The organism is Candidatus Sysuiplasma jiujiangense (genome assembly GCA_019721075.1).
Classification (GTDB): domain Archaea; phylum Thermoplasmatota; class Thermoplasmata; order Sysuiplasmatales; family Sysuiplasmataceae; genus Sysuiplasma; species Sysuiplasma jiujiangense.
The window spans coordinates 194,930-219,265 of sequence record JAHEAD010000002.1 but is presented as its reverse complement, the minus strand read 5'-3'; the positions used below and the strand labels follow the sequence as shown (position 1 = coordinate 219,265).

At 51.1% G+C, this 24,336-nt stretch carries 21 protein-coding genes and 1 tRNA gene; 8 read left to right on the top strand and 14 right to left on the bottom strand.

Annotated elements, in window-relative coordinates; all coding sequences use genetic code 11:
* The first annotated feature begins 233 nt into the window (after window positions 1-233).
* Window positions 234-1,307, top strand: a complete 1,074-nt coding sequence (locus KIS29_02740; protein MBX8639239.1) for a transposase — start codon at window positions 234-236, stop codon at window positions 1,305-1,307.
* A 149-nt stretch (window positions 1,308-1,456) separates the two neighbouring features.
* On the opposite strand, the gene KIS29_02735 is transcribed toward KIS29_02740, so the two are convergent.
* From KIS29_02735 to KIS29_02720, 4 genes are all read right to left on the bottom strand, one after another.
* Entirely contained in the window at window positions 1,457-1,888 is a 432-nt protein-coding gene (locus KIS29_02735) for a hypothetical protein (GenBank protein ID MBX8639238.1), read from the bottom strand.
* 444 nt (window positions 1,889-2,332) lie between these two features.
* On the bottom strand, window positions 2,333-4,669 hold the full coding sequence (locus KIS29_02730; GenBank protein MBX8639237.1) for a glycoside hydrolase family 31 protein: 2,337 nt from the start codon (window positions 4,667-4,669) through the stop codon (window positions 2,333-2,335).
* On the bottom strand, window positions 4,642-4,854 hold the full coding sequence (locus tag KIS29_02725) for a hypothetical protein (protein MBX8639236.1): 213 nt from the start codon (window positions 4,852-4,854) through the stop codon (window positions 4,642-4,644). Before KIS29_02725 ends, KIS29_02730 begins: the two co-directional genes overlap by 28 nt.
* Window positions 4,855-4,972: 118 nt before the next feature.
* The gene (locus KIS29_02720; protein ID MBX8639235.1) at window positions 4,973-5,116 is read right to left on the bottom strand and encodes a hypothetical protein; all 144 of its coding nucleotides are present in this window, start codon (window positions 5,114-5,116) and stop codon (window positions 4,973-4,975) included.
* A gap of 257 nt (window positions 5,117-5,373) precedes the next feature.
* Here KIS29_02720 and KIS29_02715 point away from each other — a divergent pair.
* Window positions 5,374-5,446, top strand: a tRNA-Gln gene (locus tag KIS29_02715).
* A 297-nt stretch (window positions 5,447-5,743) separates the two neighbouring features.
* Window positions 5,744-6,274 carry a hypothetical protein gene (locus KIS29_02710; GenBank protein MBX8639234.1) on the top strand — a complete coding sequence of 177 codons (531 nt, stop codon included), beginning with the start codon at window positions 5,744-5,746 and terminating at the stop codon, window positions 6,272-6,274.
* Window positions 6,275-6,445: 171 nt separating this feature from the next.
* Here the strand turns inward: KIS29_02710 and KIS29_02705 are convergent, their stop codons facing one another.
* Window positions 6,446-6,835, bottom strand: a complete 390-nt coding sequence (locus tag KIS29_02705; protein ID MBX8639233.1) for a hypothetical protein — start codon at window positions 6,833-6,835, stop codon at window positions 6,446-6,448.
* Between the two features lie 330 nt (window positions 6,836-7,165).
* On the opposite strand from KIS29_02705, the gene KIS29_02700 reads away from it, so the two are divergent.
* The 4 genes from KIS29_02700 (at window position 7,166) to KIS29_02685 (ending at window position 15,436) form a co-directional block, all read left to right on the top strand.
* A complete protein-coding gene (locus tag KIS29_02700; GenBank protein ID MBX8639232.1) occupies window positions 7,166-8,824 on the top strand; it encodes an MFS transporter in 1,659 nt (552 codons plus the stop codon).
* A gap of 51 nt (window positions 8,825-8,875) precedes the next feature.
* On the top strand, window positions 8,876-10,033 hold the full coding sequence (locus tag KIS29_02695; protein ID MBX8639231.1) for a formate--phosphoribosylaminoimidazolecarboxamide ligase family protein: 1,158 nt from the start codon (window positions 8,876-8,878) through the stop codon (window positions 10,031-10,033).
* Between the two features lie 182 nt (window positions 10,034-10,215).
* Window positions 10,216-11,880 (top strand): glycosyltransferase, encoded by a 1,665-nt coding sequence (locus KIS29_02690; GenBank protein MBX8639230.1) that lies wholly within the window; start codon window positions 10,216-10,218, stop codon window positions 11,878-11,880.
* A 256-nt stretch (window positions 11,881-12,136) separates the two neighbouring features.
* Window positions 12,137-15,436, top strand: a complete 3,300-nt coding sequence (locus KIS29_02685) for a PKD domain-containing protein (protein ID MBX8639229.1) — start codon at window positions 12,137-12,139, stop codon at window positions 15,434-15,436.
* A gap of 124 nt (window positions 15,437-15,560) precedes the next feature.
* Here KIS29_02685 and KIS29_02680 read toward each other — a convergent pair whose 3' ends face one another.
* Complete coding sequence (locus tag KIS29_02680) at window positions 15,561-17,255, bottom strand: arginine--tRNA ligase (protein ID MBX8639228.1); 1,695 nt, start codon at window positions 17,253-17,255, stop codon at window positions 15,561-15,563.
* Window positions 17,252-18,484 (bottom strand): peptide chain release factor aRF-1, encoded by a 1,233-nt coding sequence (gene prf1 / locus KIS29_02675; GenBank protein MBX8639227.1) that lies wholly within the window; start codon window positions 18,482-18,484, stop codon window positions 17,252-17,254. The genes KIS29_02680 and prf1 overlap by 4 nt, the downstream gene beginning before the upstream one ends.
* Before the next feature lie 79 nt (window positions 18,485-18,563).
* Here prf1 and pyrH point away from each other — a divergent pair, with 79 nt between their 5' ends.
* Entirely contained in the window at window positions 18,564-19,256 is a 693-nt protein-coding gene (pyrH, locus tag KIS29_02670) for a UMP kinase (GenBank protein MBX8639226.1), read from the top strand.
* On the opposite strand, the gene KIS29_02665 is transcribed toward pyrH, so the two are convergent.
* The 7 genes from KIS29_02665 to KIS29_02635 form a co-directional block, all read right to left on the bottom strand.
* Window positions 19,253-20,101, bottom strand: coding sequence for a hypothetical protein (locus KIS29_02665; protein MBX8639225.1), 849 nt, complete (start codon window positions 20,099-20,101; stop codon window positions 19,253-19,255). The two genes, pyrH and KIS29_02665, sit on opposite strands and share 4 nt — an antisense overlap.
* Window positions 20,101-20,880 carry an ABC transporter permease gene (locus tag KIS29_02660; GenBank protein MBX8639224.1) on the bottom strand — a complete coding sequence of 260 codons (780 nt, stop codon included), beginning with the start codon at window positions 20,878-20,880 and terminating at the stop codon, window positions 20,101-20,103. The genes KIS29_02665 and KIS29_02660 overlap by 1 nt, the downstream gene beginning before the upstream one ends.
* Window positions 20,877-21,824, bottom strand: a complete 948-nt coding sequence (locus tag KIS29_02655; GenBank protein MBX8639223.1) for an ABC transporter ATP-binding protein — start codon at window positions 21,822-21,824, stop codon at window positions 20,877-20,879. Before KIS29_02655 ends, KIS29_02660 begins: the two co-directional genes overlap by 4 nt.
* Before the next feature lie 17 nt (window positions 21,825-21,841).
* The gene (locus KIS29_02650) at window positions 21,842-22,585 is read right to left on the bottom strand and encodes a polymer-forming cytoskeletal protein (GenBank protein MBX8639222.1); all 744 of its coding nucleotides are present in this window, start codon (window positions 22,583-22,585) and stop codon (window positions 21,842-21,844) included.
* Between the two features lie 136 nt (window positions 22,586-22,721).
* Window positions 22,722-23,051 (bottom strand): hypothetical protein, encoded by a 330-nt coding sequence (locus tag KIS29_02645; protein ID MBX8639221.1) that lies wholly within the window; start codon window positions 23,049-23,051, stop codon window positions 22,722-22,724.
* On the bottom strand, window positions 23,052-23,357 hold the full coding sequence (locus KIS29_02640) for a winged helix-turn-helix domain-containing protein (protein ID MBX8639220.1): 306 nt from the start codon (window positions 23,355-23,357) through the stop codon (window positions 23,052-23,054).
* 195 nt (window positions 23,358-23,552) lie between these two features.
* Complete coding sequence (locus KIS29_02635) at window positions 23,553-24,293, bottom strand: ABC transporter ATP-binding protein (GenBank protein ID MBX8639219.1); 741 nt, start codon at window positions 24,291-24,293, stop codon at window positions 23,553-23,555.
* Window positions 24,294-24,336 lie beyond the last annotated feature (43 nt).

Sequence of the window (24,336 nt, the reverse complement as noted above, 5' to 3'; positions counted from 1 at the left end):
GTTGTTTGAAATGCGAAGCGGATGGCGTTTACTTCGTATCCTGCAAAAGTATCCAGTCAGACATGCCTATCGGCAACATAAAAAGGATCGGAGATACTGTTAGGCAGTATCTCCGAAGACGATCGTAAAGACTGTACGGAGATCGTATAGAATTAGCCGATTTTTGGCTAATTCGGGTGCACACGGACCATTTCATCGATCCTGTTATAACGTTCTTCGCCAGATCACGCTGCGTGCTGAACAGGGAGAGAGTGTACAGGACACTGACGACACTCGACGTATGCGTGGACAGGACGCTCTGTCTCGTCTCCAAGTCAGAGACACTTTCCGGCTTCCACTATAATCGGGACTTGCTGAAATCTGCCATGGCTAACACATATCTTGAAACTGTGGGCAGCAGGGCGGACAGCATACACATGGCGATAAAGAGTGTACCCATGCCGTATGTGTACACGGAGTACATCAGGTCCGTCGGCATATTCGGCCCGAGGACAGGATTCGCCGAACATGACGCCGTCCTCGCATTCGACCACACGGACGAGGACTTCTATGGCAAACTGGAAGGCACATGGATACACACGTGGACGGGGGACCATGCAGTCACAGGCAAATTCCGTTTCCTTACATGCTCGCTGGTGAGCAGCGACATTCCGCAGCGCGTGCCTCTGCTCTCGATACCGGTGCACATGGGTTACAACATAGCGAGGGATGTGTCATTCTGTCTCGAATTCGTCAGGCCGCATTTCAAATCTGTGAGACTCTGTCTGTTCGACAGAGGATTTTACAGCAACGAACTCATGATTGCACTGGATAGAATGACTGTGCCCTATCTCATATTCGTTCCTAAGAATGATGCGGTGAAGAAGGTGCTGGCGCCGATGCGGTCCGGCGACACGATGACCGTTGAACATGAGTTCAGGCTCAACAGGGACAGGACGGTGATACGCAGCAGCACAACATACGCACTGCTGAGACAGATATATGCAAAAAGACTGGAGATGTGTCTGGACTGGTGTTTCGCAACCAATCAGCAGGAAATAGACCTGGACGGCATAATTCAGGCATACCGCGGAAGATGGGACATCGAAACGGGTTTCAGAGTCCAGGACGAGGCGACAATCAAATCGAAGTCAAAGGACGTCAGGATACGCTTCTTTCTCTTCGCATACGAACAGATGCTGCAGCTCATATGGTCTGTCTTCTACAAAGAGGAGGTGACATTCAAAGGATTCCTGATAGAACTCAGCGATACATGCAGCGAGAGACTGAATCGGGCAGAGGAGAGGGCATCGAGGCACACGTCCTGAGCACATCGCACTTACAGGACGGAAACGCTCAGGCATACAGATTCTGAAGCGAGTGCCTGCTGCACCGCTCCTTAGTGCAAATGAGCGGTGTAAGGCATATCATCTACAGAAAATTGGCTTCGGAGATACTGTTAGGCGGCTGTGGGACACTATTGCCATGGTCTTCCCATATTGAACATATTAAGCCACACGCCAGTACAGAACAGCGCATTGTCTATCCTGTCACTTCTCTTCTGCGCTATGTTCCATCCGAGCATCTTATTGTCGGCAGAGAAGCCCGATTCCGAGTTGCTTCTCTGATGATACTCTCCGAGATACTCCATAGTGTTTTCGACAAAGTCCTTCATGGTGTGTTTCCACTTCAGCGAGCCGTTCAGTGTGGCGTTGCTCTTCGGTATGATGTACACCTTCACGCTGCCGAATCTGTCCACGTATGACGGTGAAGAATAGTACCTGTCGAGCCGGACGGAAGACATCCCGGTGCCCAGGGATGAAAGCTTGGTCATGGCCCTGTCGAACGCCTCCACCTCCGATTTCATGCTCGAGCCGAATGCAACGTACATTCTTGTTTTCAGATCCATCAGTGCAAAGGAGTATGCAAAGAGGCGCCTCTTGTGCTCCTTCGGCGCAGTAGCTGCGCCGTTCTCTGCATCCTTCTCAGGATTCTCCTTTGCATTCCGCCAAGTTCAAACACTCGTTCGCTTCGCTCACTCGCTCCAACTCTCCTTCTCGACCCACTCCCTGAGTCTACAGATCTCAAGTGTACGAATCTAATCGGGCGCGACTCATTCCTGTCTCATGTGTTTGAGCATAAGTGCATCGCGCTGTATGGGCTGCAGCGTGTCATGGACGCGCCTCCTCCCCTCGCAGTAAAATTCCATGAGCTCCTTCGCGTCGCCGAATATGTGGGCCAGGCATTATAAGGGAATATATTCCCATTCTGTAACAACATCCGACGTTTTCATATTCAAATTTTCATGACTGCTCAACTATGTGCAAAGCGCAAGTAAATACTATTTTAAAAGTCAGGAACGATCAAGCAAATCGCCGATGTTTATTCTGAAAGAAACAGCATCGCCAGTTCTGGTTGTATTTACTGTGTTGCCGAGAAAACGGACGGAGTTGACAGGTTTCATGGAGTGGACTCTGACTTCAATCTTTCCATTTCTGCTGAAACCGTCGCATATCACCTCTCCATCAACATCTATGTTGTCTTTCCTTCTGACGAAGCAAAGCTTCACTTCATAAGAAAGGCTTTCTGCCAGGCTCTCCCCATCATCGTCGTAAACTCTGATACAGGCTTGAGTCTCCAGAAATACCTCAACCCTGAGTTTCCATTCTTTCTGGGTATTGTCAACCGGCCCGGCCATAACTATTCCTGTGTCCTCTTTCAGGAAATATGGTATCCTATTCAGCGGCGCATCAACAAAATGCCAGCCTGGTCCTGCAACCTCGCCAGTCCACATATTGAGCCATTTGCAAAGTGGAAGGTAGACACCCCTAGCCCTTGCGCCGGGTGAAATTACGGGAGCAACAAGAATCTCAGAACCCAGCATGAACTGATCGTCAATATCATAAGCTTCACTATCGCCGGGAAACTCATAGAACATGGGCCTCATTACCGGTATTCCTTCCCTGTGCGACTTGACCAGCAGCCAGTAAATCTGGGGCAAAATCTTGTAGCGTAATTTAATTGCGTCAGAAATGATCTTTTCATATTTCTTGCCGAATGACCAAGGTTCCTGTCTCGCGGATCCCTTGACTGTGTGGTTCCTGAAAAAAGGATAAAATGCTCCAAGCTGTGTCCATCTGGCCAGAAGCTCAGGATCGGCATCATCTGAGAATCCGCCGACATCCGCACCAACGAAAGGTACTCCCGATAGCCCAAGGCTTAACAGCTGCGGTATACTGATAGCGAGATGTCCCCAGTCAGATTGATTGTCCCCGGTCCATACAGCTGCATACTGCTGAATTCCAGCATAACCAGAACGGGAAAGTATGAACCAGCGTTTTCCGGGATTATTTACTTTGAAACTTGCAGCTGTGGCCATTACTTCCATTGTAGAATAGGCATTGTGCAACTCAAGGTCTGAGTGCTTTTCACCATTGTCTCCAGTATGGAATGACCCAAGTGGCATATGGCCAATTCCCTTGAAGATGCTGTTTGGGCTGAGGGACGCTGCCTTGTCTCTGAGCGTCATTATGAAGTTGCTGTCGGCCAGTAAACTATCGTATCCTGCGAGTGACTCACTGCGGGTAATAAATTCAATCAATTCCCTGGCGGCATCGATCATAACAAAAATCGATGGCTCGTTCATATCCAACCATACACCATCGATACCTTGTTTTACCCACTCGCCAATACAATTGCCCCACAGTTCCCTGACATCAGTCCGCAGAAAATCAGGAAAGGCGCATATTCCCGGCCAGACACTTCCCAGGAAGTCCCTGTCCTCTCCATTTTTCAGAAAACCATCAGCCTTTTTCAGCGTTTCATATCCCGAATATCCCTTTTCGACCTTTATTCCGACATCCAGTATGGTGACAAGTTTGAAACCGATCGAATGAATCTTGTCGAGCATTGCCCTAGGATTGGGAAACTTCCTTTTGTCCCAGGTGAAGTTCATGTAATCTTCCATATAATCTATGTCAAGCCAGATGGCATCGCAAGGTATTTTCTTATGCCTGAATGTCGCTGCCATGTCAAGTACTTCACTCTCCGTTTTGTAGCTATAACGGCACTGATTATATCCGACGGCCCATTTTGGAGGCAGGAGCGGTTTCCCTGTAATTTCAGAGTACCTGCTGATGATCTCTGCTGGAGTTTCACCATGAATAACATACAGCGCCGCCTCCTTCGAATTAATTGTCACCGTTATGGCATCCTTTCTCTCTACACCGGTATCGAACTTCGAAAAACCTGCATATGAGAAAAATATGCCAGTGTAACTTCCCTTTGATGCGACGATGTAGAATGGAATCGAAACATATGCGGGATCCCCTGTCGGAAGATGGTTGAACTGATCGGTATTCCACATGTTGAATGTTTTGAACCTGCGATTCAACCTCGCATATTTTTCGCCAAGTCCGTAAACTCTGTCTTCATCACCTATTGTCTGGGCAAATATCAGAGAATCGCCGTTCCCTGTCACATTGAACTTGACAATTTTCCTGCTTTGGAAAGACAGGATGGTCCCCTGTTCCGTTTCTGAAAGGCGCCAGTTACCTTGTCTGTTTACGTTTGCCACCCGCTTTGGGAAGAGCAGTTCTTCGATCATTGTAGAAGGTCTGCCGAATTCCAGTTTAACAATGTTCTCTGACCACGGTAAAAGAGTTAACCGCGCTTTGTAATCATCAGCCATGGAGGAGACTGTTTTAATTTCTCCTTTAAATAATATCTGTTCCAGAAGCGAATAAGGCATAAGCCCCCTATCAGTGTCATATTGAAGATATTGAGCCGGTCTCCCTTGCCAATTGCTGCAGTCCTTATCCTGTCTTCCCTTCTCTGCTGTGTGCGCCATCCCGCTGTTCTCTTGCCCGCAGACATCTGTGACTCCTGGTTTACCTTCTGCAATACTCACGTGGGAAGTCCGGTGACACCTCGATGAGGCTGCATATGAATTTCTTCCATAACGTTGGCCTCACATCATTGTTGCTCCATGGCATTATGAACTTCTTCGTCTCTTCTGAGAAACCGTCGAGGGTGGACTGTGAACCGTAATGCTGTTGAGACGAACGCTTTCGACATCCGTCACTGTTATGAGGAGCACCCTGATTGTATCAGGTTTTGCCTTCTTCTCAGACTTCATGCTTACGCCGCAAGCAACATAGAGGTGCGTTTCAAGGTGCAGTATGGCTAACACATAAGCTAAGAACCCACGATCCTTCTAGAAGTGGCACCTAATAAGGTTCGGCAATTCGGCGAAAGTGCATGTCACCAAGAAGTACAAGGGCAAGTGAGCCTGTGTCACAGTTCACTAGAAGTAGCTCGAAGACGACTTGCATTCCGTTCTATAAACAACAGTTAGATTTATCCATTATCCCGGTAGTCATGGCGTTGCGTCTCAGCCCCGTAGTGTAGCGGTCAATCATGCGAGACTCTGGATCTTGCGACGGCAGTTCGAATCTGCCCGGGGCTATCTTTCAGCTATTGCATCTCCTTGAACTGCGAACCGGTTGCGGGAGGCCATGTGCTGAGAAGGCACCGTCTTATTCGAAGCAGAGGCTTGACAGCCGGTGTCATCTGTTGTACAGTCTTCCTTTGCGCGGCCGGATGCTGATCGGAACCGATTGAATGACTTCATGCACGCGGAAATGTGGGATCAATTGACCTCATGACGGCACTGCAAATATGGATCATACATTCATATCCATTTAATAAGTGCAGTACTCTAATTTTTCCCAGACAGTAATTCCTGAAACTGGAGGGGCACTGTGTGAGCAATGTAATGGGTTCTGCCGATCATCCGCTGAAAATGTGTGACCGCGGCCGCAAAAAGGAAACTCTCATTTCCGGTCATTACGGGTCGTGCACTGTATCGTCCTTTGCAGCGGGAATATTCGCCGGCGTCGCCGCTGGTGTGGCAGATATATTTTTTCCAGCCAGTCTTCATAACCTTGCATTCTATTCCGCAGTATATGCGTCAATTGCGCTGTTTTCAGCCTGTATTGCGTATCTGGTGAATGCGAAACTATGGGCGCTCAGAACACTCGGAATTGCATCCCTTTCAATGGGAGTCTGGTCGATATTGTGGACAGCCTACTATGCTGTTTTCAGGTATGCGGTATGGTACCGCATCTTCATTATCTCAAAGACGCTGGGCATAGGGCTGGGGTATTCGGTTTCCATCGAAACCTACATTGTCAGTACCGTAATCCAGACACTTGGCGGTGTGATCGTGATTCTGTTTTCTCGACCCGGGTTATCCCGGGTTTTAAACGGTCATCTCAGGAAACCTTCGGACTGAATATTTGCAGCAGGGCGGGAATGAACGAAACGTCGCTGCCTGAACAGGAAATATCGAACGGAGATGAAACTGCCATTCCGGACAGCCGTTCGCCGGATTAAATAATTTCCACCAGGAAAAGTCTGCATAACTGTTCGCCGCCTGCACATGCGGCATTCGAAGCTGTATGCACTACGGTGCCGGCGGCCCGGCAACGATCTGAGTACTGTTCCTTAGTGAATCCTTTATCTTGGTATAGGCAATGATTATGAGAATGCCGGGTATGACGCCGCCGAGGATGAGCTGTATTATTCCAAGCACGAGGCCAGGTGTTTCCACATCCGCGACACGCCTTTCGGTCAGCGGCTTGTATAACAGGAAATAGTCGAGTATGAGCCAGATAAATCCGACTAGCAGAAACACGCTCAGTATGCCGACCAGTGCGATAACCAGCTGCACGACCATTGCAATTATGATAAGTGTTTTTGCACTATCGGCGTCATGGTCAAGGGGCGACTGCCCAGGATTCTGCTGTGCAATGTTTGTCTGCGGAATCGTGTCCTGAGCCGGCGAAGATGACATGAAATTCGGAACCTTCTGCACTCTTATTAAACTTACGCAGTACATGCCATATTTCCTTACAGCCTTTTTCCATGTTTGCCGTTTTCGCGGTTTCTCGGATCGCGTCTAAAGCGTTCAAAGAGATTCATAGATCGCAGCTTCATAGATCGCAGTTCTATGAATCGTATTTCCGGTACGGATAATGATCACTGAAGCGGAATCTGGTCAGGAAACGGGAAAACATCATTTTTTATCTCCGGCCACAGATGTAATTTTCCTGTAGCTGAAAAAATTTACAAGGGTTCATATATCAATTTATTCTGGAAGATATTTGTTTCGGAGCAATAGGAAATGGAAAACACGAAGGGCAGAGGAAAACTGGACTACAAGTGGGTAGTCCTTTCCAACACAACAATCGCGATTCTGATGGCTTCAATTGACACGAGCATTGTGATTATTTCCCTGCCTTACATACTCAGGAGCGTGCTCAGGCACATACCAGGAGGAACACTTCCGGCAACCAGTGTCGGATATGCAATAGCCAGCGCCGACTCCTTTGTTTACGTGATATGGTCACTTATGGGCTATATGCTCATTACTGCAACACTTCTGATATTCTTCGGAAGGCTGGCTGATCTGAAGGGCAGGGTCAGGATATACAATGCAGGGTTCGCTGTATTCACTGCAGGCTCTCTGCTGTCAGGCCTTTCCGGCATTATTATTCCCAATGCAATGATTACCGAAGGACTGCAGCTCGTTATTTTCAGGTTTGTGCAGGCGATAGGCGCTGCAATGCTCTGGTCCAACTCAGCAGCGATTCTCACAGATGCTTTCCCCCCGAATCAGCGCGGTCTCGCTCTGGGCACAAACATGGTTTCCGGCGTGGGAGGCAGCATCCTGGGACTGGTCCTGGGCGGCGTAATCACATCGGTTGCAAGCTGGCGCTACATATTTTTCATCAATGTCCCCATAGGCATTTTTGCCACCGTCTGGGCTTATCTCAGGCTGCATGAACTGTCGACTCCAAACAGCAGGGAGACGCTGGATCTGCCTGGAGCGGTTCTGTTCTCAGGTTCGATATCCGCGCTGCTGCTCGGCTCAACATTCTACACGCTGGGTGGAATGACCGCAGGCTCAGCATCAAAGGTGAACCTGCTCTATGCCACCTTCCACCCGTATCTGGCAATGAGTTACATTGCTTTTGCGATCTTTCCTGTACTGATGATACTCTTTATAGTGAATGAAGTCCGGTTTGCAAAGCATCCACTCATGAAATTCTCGCTCTTCAGAAGCAGGAGTTTTTCAGCCGGTGTTCTCTCGTCGACACTCATAGCCATCGGAAGAGGCGGCATAATGTTCCTGCTTGTCTTTTACTTTGAGGGCGTCAAGGGGCTGAGCGCTTTTAATGCCGGGCTGCAGCTCATTCCTATGAGTCTGGGTTTCCTGCTGGTCGGCCCCCTGAGCGGCATACTCTCAGACCGGATTGGTTCTCGCGGACTGACAACAGCCGGTGTTGTTCTTTCGGCCATCACGCTTCTTATATTGAGTATTCTGCCACAAAATGCCCAGCCGCTGGAGGTCTCCGGCGTGCTTGCGCTGGCAGGCGTGGGAGGCGGCCTGTTCGGCTCACCAAATATTTCGTCAATCATGAGCTCCATGAAACCGAACGAAAGGGGTGTCGGCGCAGCTACAAACTCCACAATGCTCAATGTAGCCAGCATGATAGCTCTGACAATTGCGTTTGTCTTCATAGGCACGACAGTAAACGTATCAAATTTCATCACTCTCTTCATTGGCAGTGTGAATAATCTGCCCCCTTCGGTTGTGAACAGTCCCTCCTACCAGGTGCTCTGGCATCCGTTCATGCGCTCGTTCCACCAGGTGTTCGCGATCTTCAGTGTCGCTGTGATTATTGCTATAATCCCTTCTGCGCTGAGGCCCAGGCGGCCGGAGGCAGCCCGGCAGAAACAGGTCGTATACAGGGTCAAGAGCGAAACAAGCGAAACCTGATTGGCAGTGCAACTTTTTTATCCGGCCAGCCGTTATGAGTGAAAGAACAGCATGATTGACAGAATGAATATCCAGGAGACAGCCCGCACCTTCAGGGCCGAAAACCTGACTGTGGGTGTTATAGGCTCCCATTCGGCAATCGATGTTGCCGACGGCGCAATGCAGGAAGGGATGCGCTCCATCGTGGTCGTCCAGAAAGGCAGAGATGCGACTTATTCAAAATACCTGAGGACAGTCAGGGATGGCGAAGGAAAGGTTACGAGAGGTGTCGTCGACAGGACGCTCGTGCTCTCCAGGTTCAGCGACATAATGAGCAAGCGCAGCATTGACGAGCTGCTGAAAAATTCAGTAATATTTGTGCCAAACAGATCCTTCAGTTCTTACTGCGCCGTCGATGACATTGAGAACAGGTTTGCAGTGCCTCTGTTCGGCTCCAGGAATCTTCTGAGGACTGAAGAGCGGGAGGAAAAGGACAACTATTACACGCTCCTTGAGAAGGCTCATCTGCCCTATCCAGAAACGATAGAGAAGCCGGAGAACATCGACTCCCTTTCGATGATCAAGCTTCATCACGCCGAAAAAAAGCTGGAACGCGGTTTTTTTACGGCATCAAGTTTTGAGGAGTACAGGCGCAAATCAGAGGCGATGCTCCGGGCACATGTGATAGATGCAGAGTCCCTAAGGAGGGCACGAATAGAGCGCTACATCATAGGGCCGGTGTTCAATCTAGACTTCTTCTACTCGCCCCTGGAGGAAAGAGGGGAGAAGATCGAACTGCTTGGAATTGACTGGAGATTTGAGTCCTCGCTCGACGGCCATGTGAGGCTGCCTGCAGACCAGCAGCTCGCGCTTCCGGAATCGCAGAAAATACCGGAATACACGGTTGTGGGCCACAACAGCGCAACGATCAGGGAGTCTCTTCTTGACAGTGCGTTCGAACTGGCCGAGAGGTATGTCGGTGCAACACAGAAGCACTATCCGCCCGGTATAATAGGGCCGTTCACCCTCCAGACCTGCGTTGACAAGGACATGAACTTCTACATTTACGATGTCGCACCGAGAATTGGAGGAGGTACAAACGCTCACATCTGGTCCGGGCATCCATACGGGAACATGCTCTATGGGACAAACATGAGCACAGGGAGGCGAATTGCCATGGAGATAAAGAGGGCCGCAGCCGAAGACAGGATAGCGGATGTAGTGACCTGATCTTATGGCAGACCCTGTCTGCCTTCACGCATTCAGCTTTACGTTTCTCTGTCGCGATTGGAATCCGTCCGCACGCCACGCCGGCCAAAATGCAGCGACTTCCCGGCATCCGTTCGAAAACTATCAAATAAAGCATAAATACAATCCTGAGCGGAACAGCAATCGAGCGGCACGGCCATACCATGAAAGCGACTGTTCCCGATTCTGCAAGGCGCCATTCTTATGAGACAGGCATCAGGCGCGTATTTTATTCGCTTTACGCAACAATATTTCTTGCACTTGAAGCATCGCTGGCCCTGTTCATAATCAGATGGAATCATGCGGCGTCTGTTGCTCTCTTTGCAGTCCTGACGGTTCTCTTTTCCGGAAGCTCTTACGGAATAGCAAGGCAGCTTACGGCGCTCTTTACTCATTATGTCCAGCCGCCGAGGCTTTCATCGGCTCCTCCGGGGAAGAGGGTCGCAATACTGTATGCCACCATGAACGACGTGGTTCCTGAATGCCTTGCTGCCATAAGGCAGTCATATCCGTGCGATGTCCACATCATAGACGATTCAACAAATCCTGAGGCGCGGACAATCGTGGACGGTATTTCGGCTGAACATCACTACACCGTTGTGAGGCGAAACGAGAGAAGGGGATTCAAGGCAGGAGCGATTAATGACTGGCTGCGTCAGTATGCGTCCTACGATTACATCGTACTGCTCGACTCTGACTCATATATTCCGCCCGACTGGGTGGAAGAGGCGCTAAAATTTTCCGAACACCCTTCCAACAGCGGAGTGGCGATTTTTCAGGGCATGATCAACATATGGAATCTGGATACGGGCTTCGTCAAGGCTCTTGCGGCGATGACACGCATAGGACAGTTTGTCTGGGAGCGGCAGCTTGCCAATGTTCTGGATGCAGTTTTCTGCTACGGCCACAATGTACTCATCAGGGTGTCTGCACTGAAGGAAGTGGGAGGCTTTGTGGAAGGGTATGTTTCGGAGGATTTCGCAACAGCTGTTGCCCTTGCGGAGAAAAACTGGCATTCAAGGTTTGTGCCGCTGCACACCTATGAAGCAATGCCGGAGAATGTCCGTGGCTTCATCAAGAGGCAGAACAAGTGGACCAGAGGCTCCATGGAATTTTTCGGCTTTTCGCGGAAAAGGCTCTCAAAAAGCAGGAAACTGCATCTGCTGCAGATCCCGATAGGTCATATAACGAATCTGCTGCTGCCTCTGGGCATGTTCCTGACCGTTTACGGTTTCTCTTCGACTCCTTCATCAGCCGCCGGTTTCTTCCAGCATTTCCTGTCAAATCCTGTGGCAACATACTGGTCGGTGCCCATTCTCCGCTTCATGGCAATTCTGGGCGTGTTTGTTTCCGCAGTAAGCATTGCGATCCGGTCCGTCTGCGGCATCAGCTGGTCAGCCTACCTGAAACACAGGTGGCTAAGTTCGGCAATCGCCTCAATATCCATACCTTACGAGTTCAAGAGCATGATCGTATATTTTATCGGCGGATTGCGGACAATACCGGTTACCCCGAAGAACGAAATTCCGCTGTCGCCGGGGGAGGTGCTCAGGATATCCGCTTACGCCATGGTAATGGACGGGATACTCTGGTTTGGCATAGTCACTGTCAATCCGCTGGGTGCAGTATACAACTCCATATGGCTTGTCCCCATGATGCTGTCACCTTTAATCATTATGAGATTTGGCGGCAGGAAAAGCTACCTGACCGACCTCAGCACGACCGTAGACGCAAGGGTGAATCCCTCCTGTCTCTTTCCTGATCCGGCAATGGTCAATACCTTCCTCAAAGCACAGCATCCGCGTCCGGTTTCCGGCATCCAGGCGTGATCGGACTTTATCCTGTCGAACAAGAACATCTGTTTCTGCCGGAAGCAGTTTCCTGTCAGTCAAAAATGCCTAAATGTATCATTACGCGAATGGGTTCAGGCAGAGGCATCCGGGCAGCCCGATGTTCAAACAGCATGGCTGCAGCAGATGCTTCACATGGCGGCTGATGAGGGAAGCAGCCAGCGAAATAAAATGCATCATGAATCCTCTCCGGCGTGTGTTACGCGCATTCACGATCCTCAATAACCTTTATTAAGTGGTAGCATTTAGTCCCGAAAAAGTTGTCTTCGAACTCATAGTACCCGTTTACCTTTTAAGAGGGTTGAGCGGGGAAACAATGCATTCGGAGGAAATATTAATGGAAATCAGGGCATATAAGAAGGCATTATCCGTGCTTTTGATTGCTGCATTAATCGTGTCGTCTGCAGCACTGATAATGACCGAACCAGCAAAAAACACGGCCAGAATAACGAGCTCGGTCAACAAATCGCAGGCCCCGATGGGCACAACCGGCGGCAACATTCTGCAGGTCAACGTATACGGCACCCTGACGGGCGGCGCTCCATTAATTCCTCTCACGAACGCGGTCGTGATGCTTGAAAACACACACTATCCTTCGCTGACCTACACTATCACGTTTAACAGTACCACCGGGTATTCAATAACAGGCGCACCGACTGGTCCGCTTGAACCAGGATACTACTGGATCAACGCTTCGGCTCCGGGATACTTCACCGGCCACCTCCTTTCACCCGTCCGATTCAACGACACAGCAAGCGTTTCGGCCCAGATACGCCTGATGCAGATAGCTGAGAGCAGTTCCAGCAATGTGACGGCAACAGTTATTGTGAACAACACGCAGTTCGCAAAGACAGGGCTTAAGGGTGCCTTTGTACAGTTTATGGAAACAGGATCGGTCCTGGCGGCATACGGCGAGGGCAACCAGACAATTTATACCGGTTACACCAACTCCGCGGGGACGCTTTCCATCACTGTGAGCGACAAATACAATTACACAATTTTGGCGTCCGTTGACAACCTCAATTCGAGCTATGCGTCGGCACAGGAATATTTTGCACCAAATTACACGAGTGTCACCAACGTGCAGATTAGCACCTCTCCCACAATCAAGATGTCTCTTCCGCTTGCAGCAGACATGCAGGCAAGCGTTTCCTCCTCTTCCGGGGGCATACTGTCCGGCATCCGGGCCTACATGCTCTCGTATGCCAGCACGTCAATACCGCTGTCCGAGCGCCTGTTTGAGGGCAGCGTTTCCTCGAATCTCGTTTCTTTCTTCGTGCCGGTGGGCACCTATGTTGCTGCAATAAATGCGACAGGCTACGCTTCGTATATTTCCAATGTCACCGTGACTGCCGCCGATATACCGGGCTATCTGCTTCCTTCCGTCGTTCTGAGCAGCAAGTTCACTTCGGCTTCCCCGCTGTCTACAACAGCAATTTACTATTCGCAAACTGTCGCAAACTGGAAAAACTTTACTGTAAGTTTCAACCAGTCTCTTGACGCCGGCAGTCCGGTGTACGGTGTTCCTTTCAGCTTTGTGCCAAGCGCGAGGATGCAGTTTGCCCTGGCGTTCAACAACGGCTATCCATCGATTAACAGCACTTCAGTGATACAGTCGTTTATCGCAGGACTCGGGCCCGAGTATACCACGACATACAACCTCCTGGAGGTTAACTCGTCTCCCTATCTGAGCAACGAATCCGCCTTTTCCCTGACGCTGTCCGGAATTGCAACCGGCCCAATAACATCGGGTTCCGCCTTCAGCATTGTTTCTACCGACACATATACGACAATGCTCTCCACGCTCCCGCAAAATTCATCGTCCTATTCGGCAGTGTTCGTTGCAGCATACAACACCACCGCCATGCATTATTACAATACTGTTGTCCTGCCGCCGGGATTCGAGCTGTACTCGAACTCCACGACTTCGACCGGCGTTTCTGTCTCAGGTCACACCACGGTGGTAGTGTATACCACGATAACATCCACCGGCTATGCAACCGTCTCAATGGCATTCAAGGTCGGCCAGAAACCGGTTGTCAAGGCGGCTGCTGCCTCCAGCCGGTACTCGTACGCCTACACGGTCGGCGGTGTTGTGAAATACTACATCGTCCGCGCCGGAATGGCAATAAACTACACCGCACAAGGCTCCTATGATCCTTCGGGCGGTCCGCTTTATTATTCATGGCACTGGAACACAACCAACTACAGCTCCTCTTTCACAAACACTTCAAGCTCCGTTGCCCCGCACACCTATTACAACTACACCACGCCCGGTGTTTTCATCAACATAACGCTTACCGCTACAACCGTCACGGGCGACAGGGCGAACATGACAATATCCGTCAGGGTTGCAAACGACACAACGCTTACTTCCGTGATAAGCGTGAACAACACGGCAGTTTCCGGAAAGGTTTACGCGAACCAGGATGTGCCGTTTGTCGTCAACGGCCTGAAGTCAAAGGCATCAATCAGTCCGGGAGACAACCAGGGCATCATCATCTCATACAACTTTTCATGGGGAGATGGCATACGCAACTACACTGTAATAAGCAACACGCAGTCCAACCTTAACGCATCGCATTCATATGCGAAGGCAGGCAACTTCACCCTCAACCTGACAGTGACAGACGAAGTCGGATTTACAAACACCACGAGTATAACGGTTCAGGTCAATAAGACGCTCAAGCCCATTGTATCATTTGTTGTCTATAACAGCAAGTGGAAGGCAGCGGGCGGCTCCGTTCAGGAGAATACCACGGTCCACTTCAACGCATCCGCAACAACCGATCCAGACTGGAACAATTCGGTACTCCTTTTCCAGTGGAATTTCGGTGATGCGCATAACACGACGAACGCCACACAGAAGGGCAATGTAACATACAGCCGCTATCTGAACCTCACGGGCGCACAGGGTGGAATGAACGTCACACACATCTACACCGCAATAAGTTCAACACCTCTTACCGTCAACCTGACTGTCATTGCTCCCAACGGGGTTAAAGCCTCGTCCACATATTCTCTCGTGGTCACATCGGAACCGAGGCCGGATCTCCGCGTCGTCAACATAACATTCAAGCCGAAGACCTTCACGCAGGGAACCCCCGGAACAATCACCGTCAACATCATGAACATCGGCAACGCCAATGCCTCGTCAGCCAAGGTGACCCTCTATGCCATCGCTGCCCAGAGCGGCGCAAAGACTAAAATCGGAACAATCACTGTCTTCTACAACGGTACGAACAAGACAAGTGTCAGCGTAATCAAGCCTAACCAGACTGTCTACGGAACAATCAAATGGGCACCGGCGACGTTCGGTAATTTTACACTGAAGGCTGAAACATCGGCGGCACTGCAGCTGTCATCCGTGGATAACACGGGAACGCAGCCCATCGCCGTAACACAGTCGCAGATTGCGGTGTATGCGCTCTACGCCGGCATAGTGATAATCATAGTTGCTGTCATAGCGGTAATCGCGCTGCGCAGGAGAATGCCCGCAAGAGGGCGCGACAAGGGCAAGGGCAAAGGGAAGTAGGTTTCAGGTGTGCGAGGCACATCATAAATATCTTAACAATTTCTTCCTTTTCTTCTTTTACGATTTTTAAGCTTGCCCCGTAGCAGCGCCCGCTGCCGGCAGCCCAAAGCGTGGCGCAGGCTTCTCACATCGAACGTGGTGCCTCGATTCCAAGGCAATTCAGCGCAATCTCCAGCACAATCCTCGAAGCGTCGACAAGTGCAAGCCTGCTTTCCCTCTTCTCGCCAGGCGCCTTCAGGACTGTGACAAGCCTGTAAAACTGATTGAAGAGGGATGCAAGCTGCTGCGCATACACGGCCATCCTGTGCACCGCCATCGATCTGGATATATCCCTGAGAAGGGAGGGGAATATGGCGAGCTGTCTGCAGAGTGCAATTTCGGCGTCCTCATCATATGAGAGCGCACCTGTCTCCCATTTTCCGGCCTTCTCGAGTATGCTGCACGCCCTGGCGTGGGCATACTGAATGAACGGTGCGCTGTTGCCTTCGAAATTCAGCGCGTCCTCCCACCTGAAGACAACCTTCTTTTCCGGCTGGATCCTTGCAATATTGTATCGCAGCGCCCCTGTTCCCACTGCAACGGCAATCTTTTCGGCCTCACCGTCAGAGATATCGCTTCTCCTCCTGAGAACTTCCTGTTTCGCACGCTTCCTTCCCTCCTCCACCAGGTCATCGAGGAGTACGAAGTTGCCTCCTCTTGTGGACATCCTGCCGGAGGGCAGGCTGACGAACGAGTAGAAAAGAAATTCCGGTTTCATCCGGCTGTCGATGAGATTCAGCGCGTCCGAAAGGAACCTGACTCCGAGCTTCTGATCCTCCCCAAGGACGTCTATCACCCTGTCTGACCTCGAGAATTTGTCCATGTGGTAGGCAACATCCCTTGTCGTGTAGAGGCTGGTTCCGTCCTTCCTTGTGAAATAGAATCTGTCCTCCCCGTCCTTCGTGCCTACGGGGATGTACCATGCGCCGTCCTCCTCGACAGCTACCGGCAGTCTTTTCATCGTCTCGATAACCTCACGGACCCTTCCGCTGACTATCAGATCGCTCTCATACGAGTATCTGTCAATGCTGACATTGATCGATGCAAGTGTTTTCTTTATGCCTGAGAGAACTGCATCCGCAACCTGTCTTGCAGCACTTACCGTTTCCGTATCGCCCCTGTCCAGTCTGAGCTGCAGCTCCTGGATATCGCCTGCGCACGCAGGATCGGTCTTAGCCCTGTCGCTCGCCGCGATGTAATAGCGGACGAGTCTTCTGTCCTCTTTGCTCTCCGCGGTGTCTTCCAGTACCAGATGTTTCACACCCCAGAGGAGAACGACCACCTGTCTTCCCACGTCGTCGACATAATACTCGGAGGTTATGCTGTATCCGCACTGCCTCATGCATCTCACGAGCGTGTCGCCTATTATCGCATTCCTCGCCCTGCCGATATGCACGGGACCGTTTGGGTTGATTGATGTGTGCTCGACATTTATCCGTGCCTCCGTCATGGCTGTCCTGCCGTACTCTCTGCCTGCTTTGAGAATGGTGCTGACAGTCAGCGACGCAAGTTTCTCGCCGCTCACGTTTACATTGAGGTAGCCGTTCGTCGCACTGAACTCAAGATCAATTCCCCGGTAGTCCGCCGCCAGTTCGGAGGCTATCTGCGACGGATCCCTGCCTGCCTTCTTTGCCAGTGCGAAGCAGGGATAGGAAAAGTCGGCCCTCTCCCCGGGTATTTCAAGCGAGATTGTCATGTCGGTGCCGTATCTCCTTCTTATCGCCTCCACGATATGGTGCTCCGCCTCGTCTATGAATTGCCGGAGTGGATCCATATTCATCTGCCCGCCCTGTAACGGAGTATTGCGGCCACCCCGGAAAATGCAGTGAGCAGCATCTTGCCTTCTTCGGAGTCTGCCGAAATCAGTTCCACGTCCGTATCCATCTGTTCCGCCTTTTCAAACATGACGTCCACAAGATCCCTTTCCGAGGTAAGCGCCGTTTGCCCGCCGCACTTCCCGCACTTCGGCGCAGCGGTATCGTTGTCGGACTGTATCAGTGTTACAACGTTGCCGCAGGAGCCGCATGTGTATTCCCTGCTCATCTTCTTCAGCCCCTCGCTCACGAGCAGAAGGGAGACGGCCCCCATGTTCAGCGCATCCATGACCTCCATGATGCCATAGGCGGCGAGGCCGCCGTCCGGCTTCCTGATCTCCGCCAGGAGTCTTTCAATAAGTGCCTTCTGCTTCATTATGTCAAGGTCCTTGAGCCTGTCCCTTGCCTTTTCGACGAGCTCCCTCAATCCGTACTCGTCGGTATACCCGGTGTCGAAGGTGTCTATTATCTTCTTCTGCAGTTCGTAGTGCAGATACTGTTCCTTCACGAAGAAATCCTTGGTGCTCCCCGGCCCTCCGACAAGTATGCCGGCCAGATTCTTGACGTTCAGGAAGGCGTTTGTGCACAATTCGGCGACATCCTTGTAATATTCGTTCGCGGCGATCTCTATGAGTCTCTCGTACCTGAGGGCCGACTGTCCTCCCATCCTGTGCTTGCTGGGCACAAGGGAATGCATGTTCTTCACAACCTGTATGGTCTGCCCCTTGAGAAATCCGATTGTCGCCTCCTTTCTGTCAATTACTATCAGTCCGTAGACATCCTTTACCTCAAGCATGCCGAGCAGCGGTTCCAGGTAGAATGAGGAATCGCACCTGTAAAGGAATGTTGTCACCGGCTCCGGAGGCTCAATGACATGCTGCACCATCATTGTCTGGTCGCCGCTCTTAGGCACCGTTCCGACGAAGAAAACAATCCCATGCTCCGGAGCAACCATCTTGTAACCTTTCAGTCTGGAAAGTATGGATGAAATTGCACTCTGCACGTTCTTTCTTGTTGTCGACGACTTTATATTCGACGACTGGGACTGTTCGTCCCTCAGGTAGCTGGCAATGTCCGAAATAACTTTGCCGGCAGGCACATAAACGGAAATGAGTTCTGTTCCGCGTCCCTGATACGATGCTATCTTCTCTATCTCCCGCTTGAAATCGTATCTCTGTCTTTCGCTTATTTCCATATTTTCACGTCAGTGTTTTTTAATACTGAAATATTCTCTCCCATTAATCAGAAGGGCATTCAAAAAGGCAGGTTGTCAAATGGCACAGGAAAAAATTGCAATTTCAATAGGCGGCTCAATACTCGTCCCTGACAATGAGGATACATCATACATCAAACAGCTCGCCTCTGCTCTACTTGATATGCTGCCCTCTTATAAATTTCTTGTAGTCTGCGGAGGGGGAAAGATTGCACGCTATTACATAACCATCGGGCGCTCCCTCGGCGCCGACGAATCCTCCCTTGACGAGCTGGGGATCGAAGTCACCCGGCTGAATGCAAGACTGCTCATCACCGCGCTAGGGGAAAAGGCATACTATAAACCGGCCGAAAGCATCGACGAAGCCAGGCTGGCCTCCAACAACTACCCCATAGTGGTGATGGGAGGGACTCATCCAGGACAGACGACCGATGCAGTCGCCGCGCTTGCCGCTGAGAAGATCAGGGCCGCAAGAATAATCAATGCCACATCGGTGGACGGTGTTTACACAGACGATCCGAAGATCAATCCGTCTGCAAAGAGAATTGACAGGATGACATTCAGGGAACTGATGGACAAGGTTGTCTATTCTAAGATGGAGGCGGGTTCTAGCTTCATATTCGATCCGCTCGGGGCCAAGCTGATAAGCAGGAGCAAAATACCCACCGCAGTCCTTCACGGGAGGGATATACAGCAGTTCATCAGGGCGATAAAAGGCGAGCCGTTCGTCGGAACGATGATAACATCGGCCTAAATGCCTTTCCTCGGCTCCAGCCCCGACGGCTCAATGACCTCCAGCCCTCTGTCCCTGAATAGTTTTTCAGCGGAATGAAGTTCGTCTTCGAACTTCTTTGACGAATGTACGACAACGCATTCGGCTCCGTCGCTCTTCTCCACAATTTCATCCGCAAGCGTGTCGTCCACAAGACTCAGGCTGTGATTCGGGACGAAGTGCGAAAAATTGATCTTCCTCTTCACCGCTATTTCAGCAAACCTCGGACAGTAGTGCCCTCCGCCAATGCCTATGGCTGTCATCCCGTCCGAATCCCTTCCCTCGAGCAGTGCCCTCGCGAGCCTTTTGGCAGCCTCCGCATCCTGCCAGGCTGTTTCATCGCTTCCAATTTCGGCGAACAGGGACGGTACATCCACGTAGGGACCATGGTGCGTTGCCTCAAAAGTGGCTCCGTAGCGCGTGTCTGCAAATTCGTTTTTCATCTGTATCAGCCTTCCCGTCATGAATGCTGCGCGGGAGCGCACTATTTTCCTGCTGGCCCCTCCAAGCTCGGCCCTGCCGTAGTTCCCCACGGGATGAATGGTGGCCGCAGGCATGTTGCTCTCCGATCTGTGCGTCGAGAGGAAAACAATAAGCGACGGTCTGAATCCAAAGCTTTCCCCGATTGTCCTGTCCAGATGTTCCTGATGGATGTGGATGCCTCCGATTTCAACAAGCCGGAAGCAGCCGCTTGCGAAAAGACGCATCCCCGCTTCCTCTCTCTCCCGGGTCCATCTCCCCAGCTCCATTATGTTTCTGCCGATATTGACGCTTGCAGCATCCTGGCGTGACACTATGAATGTCACTCCTTCCTGAGTTCCTGCCATTATTTCACGCCTATCCTGACGTTCCTGTAGAATATCAGGGAAATGACGAACATGACCAGTGTTTCGGCAATCAGTATGGCCTCGTCCGTTACGAATCCCATGCCGAAGTTAGCCACATATCCGTATCTTATCGCGTCCGTCAGATACGTCAGCGGGTTGAAAACCGTTATGTAGCGCAGCAGGGCAGGCGTGTTCGCGGAAACGGGATAGAACACGGTGCTTGCGAAGCTTGCGAAGAACAGGATCAGTATCTGTATGCTGTTGTACATCTGGTTGGATCTGGATTTGGCGGCGAGAGCAAGCATGAATGATCCCCAGAAAAGGCTGCCGAAGATGAGGCTGGCAACAATTGCGATTATGGCTGTCAGTGCAAGGGAAACCGTTGCCCTGAGCAGAACGGAGAGAAGAAGCATTATCAGCGCTCCGAATATGGACAGCGCCATTGTGGTGAATATGATGCCCAGAAGGTATTCGGCGCGTGTGTACGGACAGGAAAGTATCTGCTCGAACATGCCGTATCGCCTGTCGGACCACAGCATGCTGCCCGCCACGGCTCCGGCGGTCAGCGCCTGAAATGAAATTATTCCCGGGGCAAGAAAGCTGATGTAGTTTATCGTATGGCCGCCGACGCTCAGACCGCTGATCAGTGAACCGTACATGTAGCCCATGAACACCAGGTATATCGTGGGCATCATTATCAGGAAAACAAGTGTGCCCGGATCAGTGTTTACTATCAGATTCCGCCTTGCAAGTCTGTATGCGCTGATTATATCCGTCACTGCACCACCCCTGAGACAGTGTTCAGGAAGACATCCTCCAGCGTAACCGGATGAATATTGAGGAAGCTGATATGCAGCCCGCCTTTCACGGATACCTCCACAATATTCCTGAGAGTCTCTTCCGTTTCAGAACTGACTATTCTGTACGGTTCGCCCTGAGTCTGCGGTATCTCTATGCGTGCATCGGTAATTCCCTGAAGCAGCGGAGTCACGACACGCTGTTCCTCCGTAAACGCGGCTTCGACAGTTTTCATTCCCGAATATTTTCTCTTCAGCATTGAAACTGTGTCGTTTGCCAGTATGTGGCCATGGTCTATTATTGCGACACGGTCGCAGACGTAGTCGGCCTCCTCCAGATTATGCGTCGTAAAAAAAACGGTGAGCCCCTCAGACGTTCTCTTCTTCACCATGTCAAGGATCTTCCTCCTGGTGACAGTATCGAGCCCGACTGTAGGCTCATCCAGAAAGAGAAGTTCCATATCGTGCATGAATTCCCGCGCAACCTGGACTCTTCTCCGCTGTCCGCCGGAAAGATCCCACAGCCTCTTTTTCCGTTCGTCCTCCAGTTCAAAAAAGGCCACGAGTTCGTCTATTCTCCTCCTTCTCAGATCTCTCCGTACACCCCACATTGCACCGTAAAGATCCAGCGCCTTCTCGACAGTCGTGAAATCGAATGAATCGTCCTGCAGGACAACACCCATCCTCCTGCGGAGTGCCTTTCCTCCCTTCCTGACGTCAGTGCCGAGCACCCGGGCACTGCCTGAAGTCGGTGCCATGAGTGTCGTCAGCACCTTAATCGTCGTTGTCTTGCCGGCTCCGTTCCTTCCCAGGAAACCGAAAATTTCGCCCCTGCTGACACCGAATGTAATGCCGTCGACGGCATAGCGTTCCCCGCCGTACCGGTATCTGAGATTCTCTACATCGATGACATTTTCCGTATTCACTGATTCACTTCTCCATATCACTGCAGTTTTATTGTTTCCTGTACGACAGCATCTTCTTCGACTACAAAAGTGTCGCTGTAAATCAGTTTGCGGATGACACTTCCGCCGGACAGAACCGCCCGGCGGGCGGTCAGTTCATTCACTGAGCAGTACCTTATGTACACCTCCTCCCGTGCATGCAGGCTGTTTATCCTCAGTTCGCCTCTGTATCCCATCCTTCCCAGCAACCTCTTCAGTCTTCCCTTCCTTCTTTCCCTGTTGATTTCAGCTGTTACGCACTCCACCTCGCCTAATTCACCGCCTCCGTTAACACGGAATCTGCCTGCAGAAACGGAGGAAGCGCCGATCCTTCCTGCAGCGTCCAGTATGTCGCATGTAATGGAGCCGCCGCAAGCCAGGCTGCCCGCAACCTCGATTGTCCCGGATGCAAGGAAAGAGCCTCCAATCCTGCAGCTGCCGCTGATAACGGCATTTTCGCAGTGGATGTTTTTGTCCGCTGCAAACGATCCGGATACGGTGGCTGTTTCTGCGCTGATGTTGCCGCCGGCTTTTACTGAGCCGCTGCACCGGAGTTCTTCGCAGTCGACATCCGATTTGACGGCGGCTGAGCCCGAGATGATGATCTTCCTGGCGTCGGCGCGTTCGAGTTCGGCGCTGCCCGACACATTTATATTTTCTGTCTGAAAATTCTGTTTGCCGCTGAATTTGTAGCCCCTTTCCAGGCCTCCGTAGTTTCTGTCGAACCGCTCTCCGGCCTTCATTTCAATCGCTCCCTGCTGCTGATTTCAGTTCATCCCTTATCCTTGAGAGAAGCGCTTTCATTTCCTCCAGCCTCTTCTTCAGCTCCCCGGCGATTTCGCTGTCGCTCATGTCAGAATAACTGTTTCCGGCAGGCAATCAGTCATCCTCCCTCGGCGAAAGTGTTTCCTCAATTTCCTTCAGCACGGAGATGACATCGTCAAATTCCTCCAGCATTGTCCGTTCGGCGGCCCTCAGTATCTTCAGCGATTCCCTTTCGTTTCCGTATCCATCGTACGAAAACGTGGATGAGACACCAATTCCCACGACTCCAAGAACGGTGGCTCCAATGATGCCGAAGATGATTATTATTGTCCCGGCAACAAGCTCCAGACCGTGTGCCATGTAGTAGAGCGTCAGCGCCGGAACAGCGGCCGCCATCACTATTGACGGCAATATCATGAGCAGAAGGACTCCCCTTCGCTCCATTCAGGACGCCTCCTCGACTTTCCTGATCATCTCGGGCGTCAGCACTATCCTGAAAGGACTTATGCGGTAGATCTTTCTCTCCCTCTCATCCTCGACCCCGGTCTCAGTCACGGCGGTCACAAGACCTGCTTTCTCAAGGGAATTGAGGTAGAGGTGCACGAGCGGATAGGAAAGTTTCAGTTCCTTTGCAAGTGCATATATGTGCTTCGGCTCTCTCTCAAGCGACGCTATTATCCTCAGTCTGACAGGGTTCGCCATTACTTTCATTATTCTGAGCAACTCCTGAGTACTCGTGACTCTTTCCACATCAGTTCAGATATGTAAAGAAAATATGATATATTTAATATTTTTTATCTATTTGCTGTTCATGCTGCTGCGACTGAAATTTCTCTGCACCCGGCTGCTGAAAAGATCGTCACTGCGGCCTGCATGGGGCAGCCGCACTGGATTCTGAGTCAACTCTGCATGAACCTGTTCCGGGATGCATGCCCGCACGCAGGTTCATACGATCTTGGAAAATACCTGGTCGACCCAGTCAAGAAATTCAGGGCTCTTCCTGTCCCTGGGCCTTGGCATATCAACCGATAGCTCGCTTATGATTCTTCCCGGTCTGGGTGATATCACGAGTATCCTGTCTGCCATGTATACCGCCTCCTCAAGATTGTGCGTGACCATCAGGACCGCGGAGGGCGGCAGTTCATTGTTCTGCCATAAGGTGAGAACTTCATCCCTAAGTCCCTGTGCAGTGAGAACGTCGAGCGCTGAAAACGGTTCATCCATGCAGAGGAGGTCCGGTTCCACCGCCAGGCTTCTGGCGATACCCACACGCTGCTTCATTCCGCCGGAAAGCTCCTTGGGATAGGCGTCCTCAAAACCGCTGAGACCGACGATGTCTATGTATTTCTTCGCAATGCCGGTCCTCTCCTTTTTCGGCATGTTCCTGGCTTCGAGGCCTATGGCAACATTCTCTACCACTGTCAGCCATGGAAGTAGCGCGAAAGACTGGAAGACCATGGAAACAACCAGGCTCCTCCCCTCGCTGGCAAATTTCACTTCTCCCGAAGTGGGCCGTTCAAGCCCGGATATGATTCTGAGGAGAGTGCTCTTGCCGGATCCTGACGGACCGACGATGCATATGAAATCCCTTTCCTTTATGTCGAACGATATGCTGTCGAGTATCACAAACGGGTTGCCCTTGACTACGAGTCTCTTCGAAACGTTGTCGACCTGAAGAAGAGTCATAGCCATTCCCTCTGTTTAGGCAGAAATCTTCGCTCAGAGATGC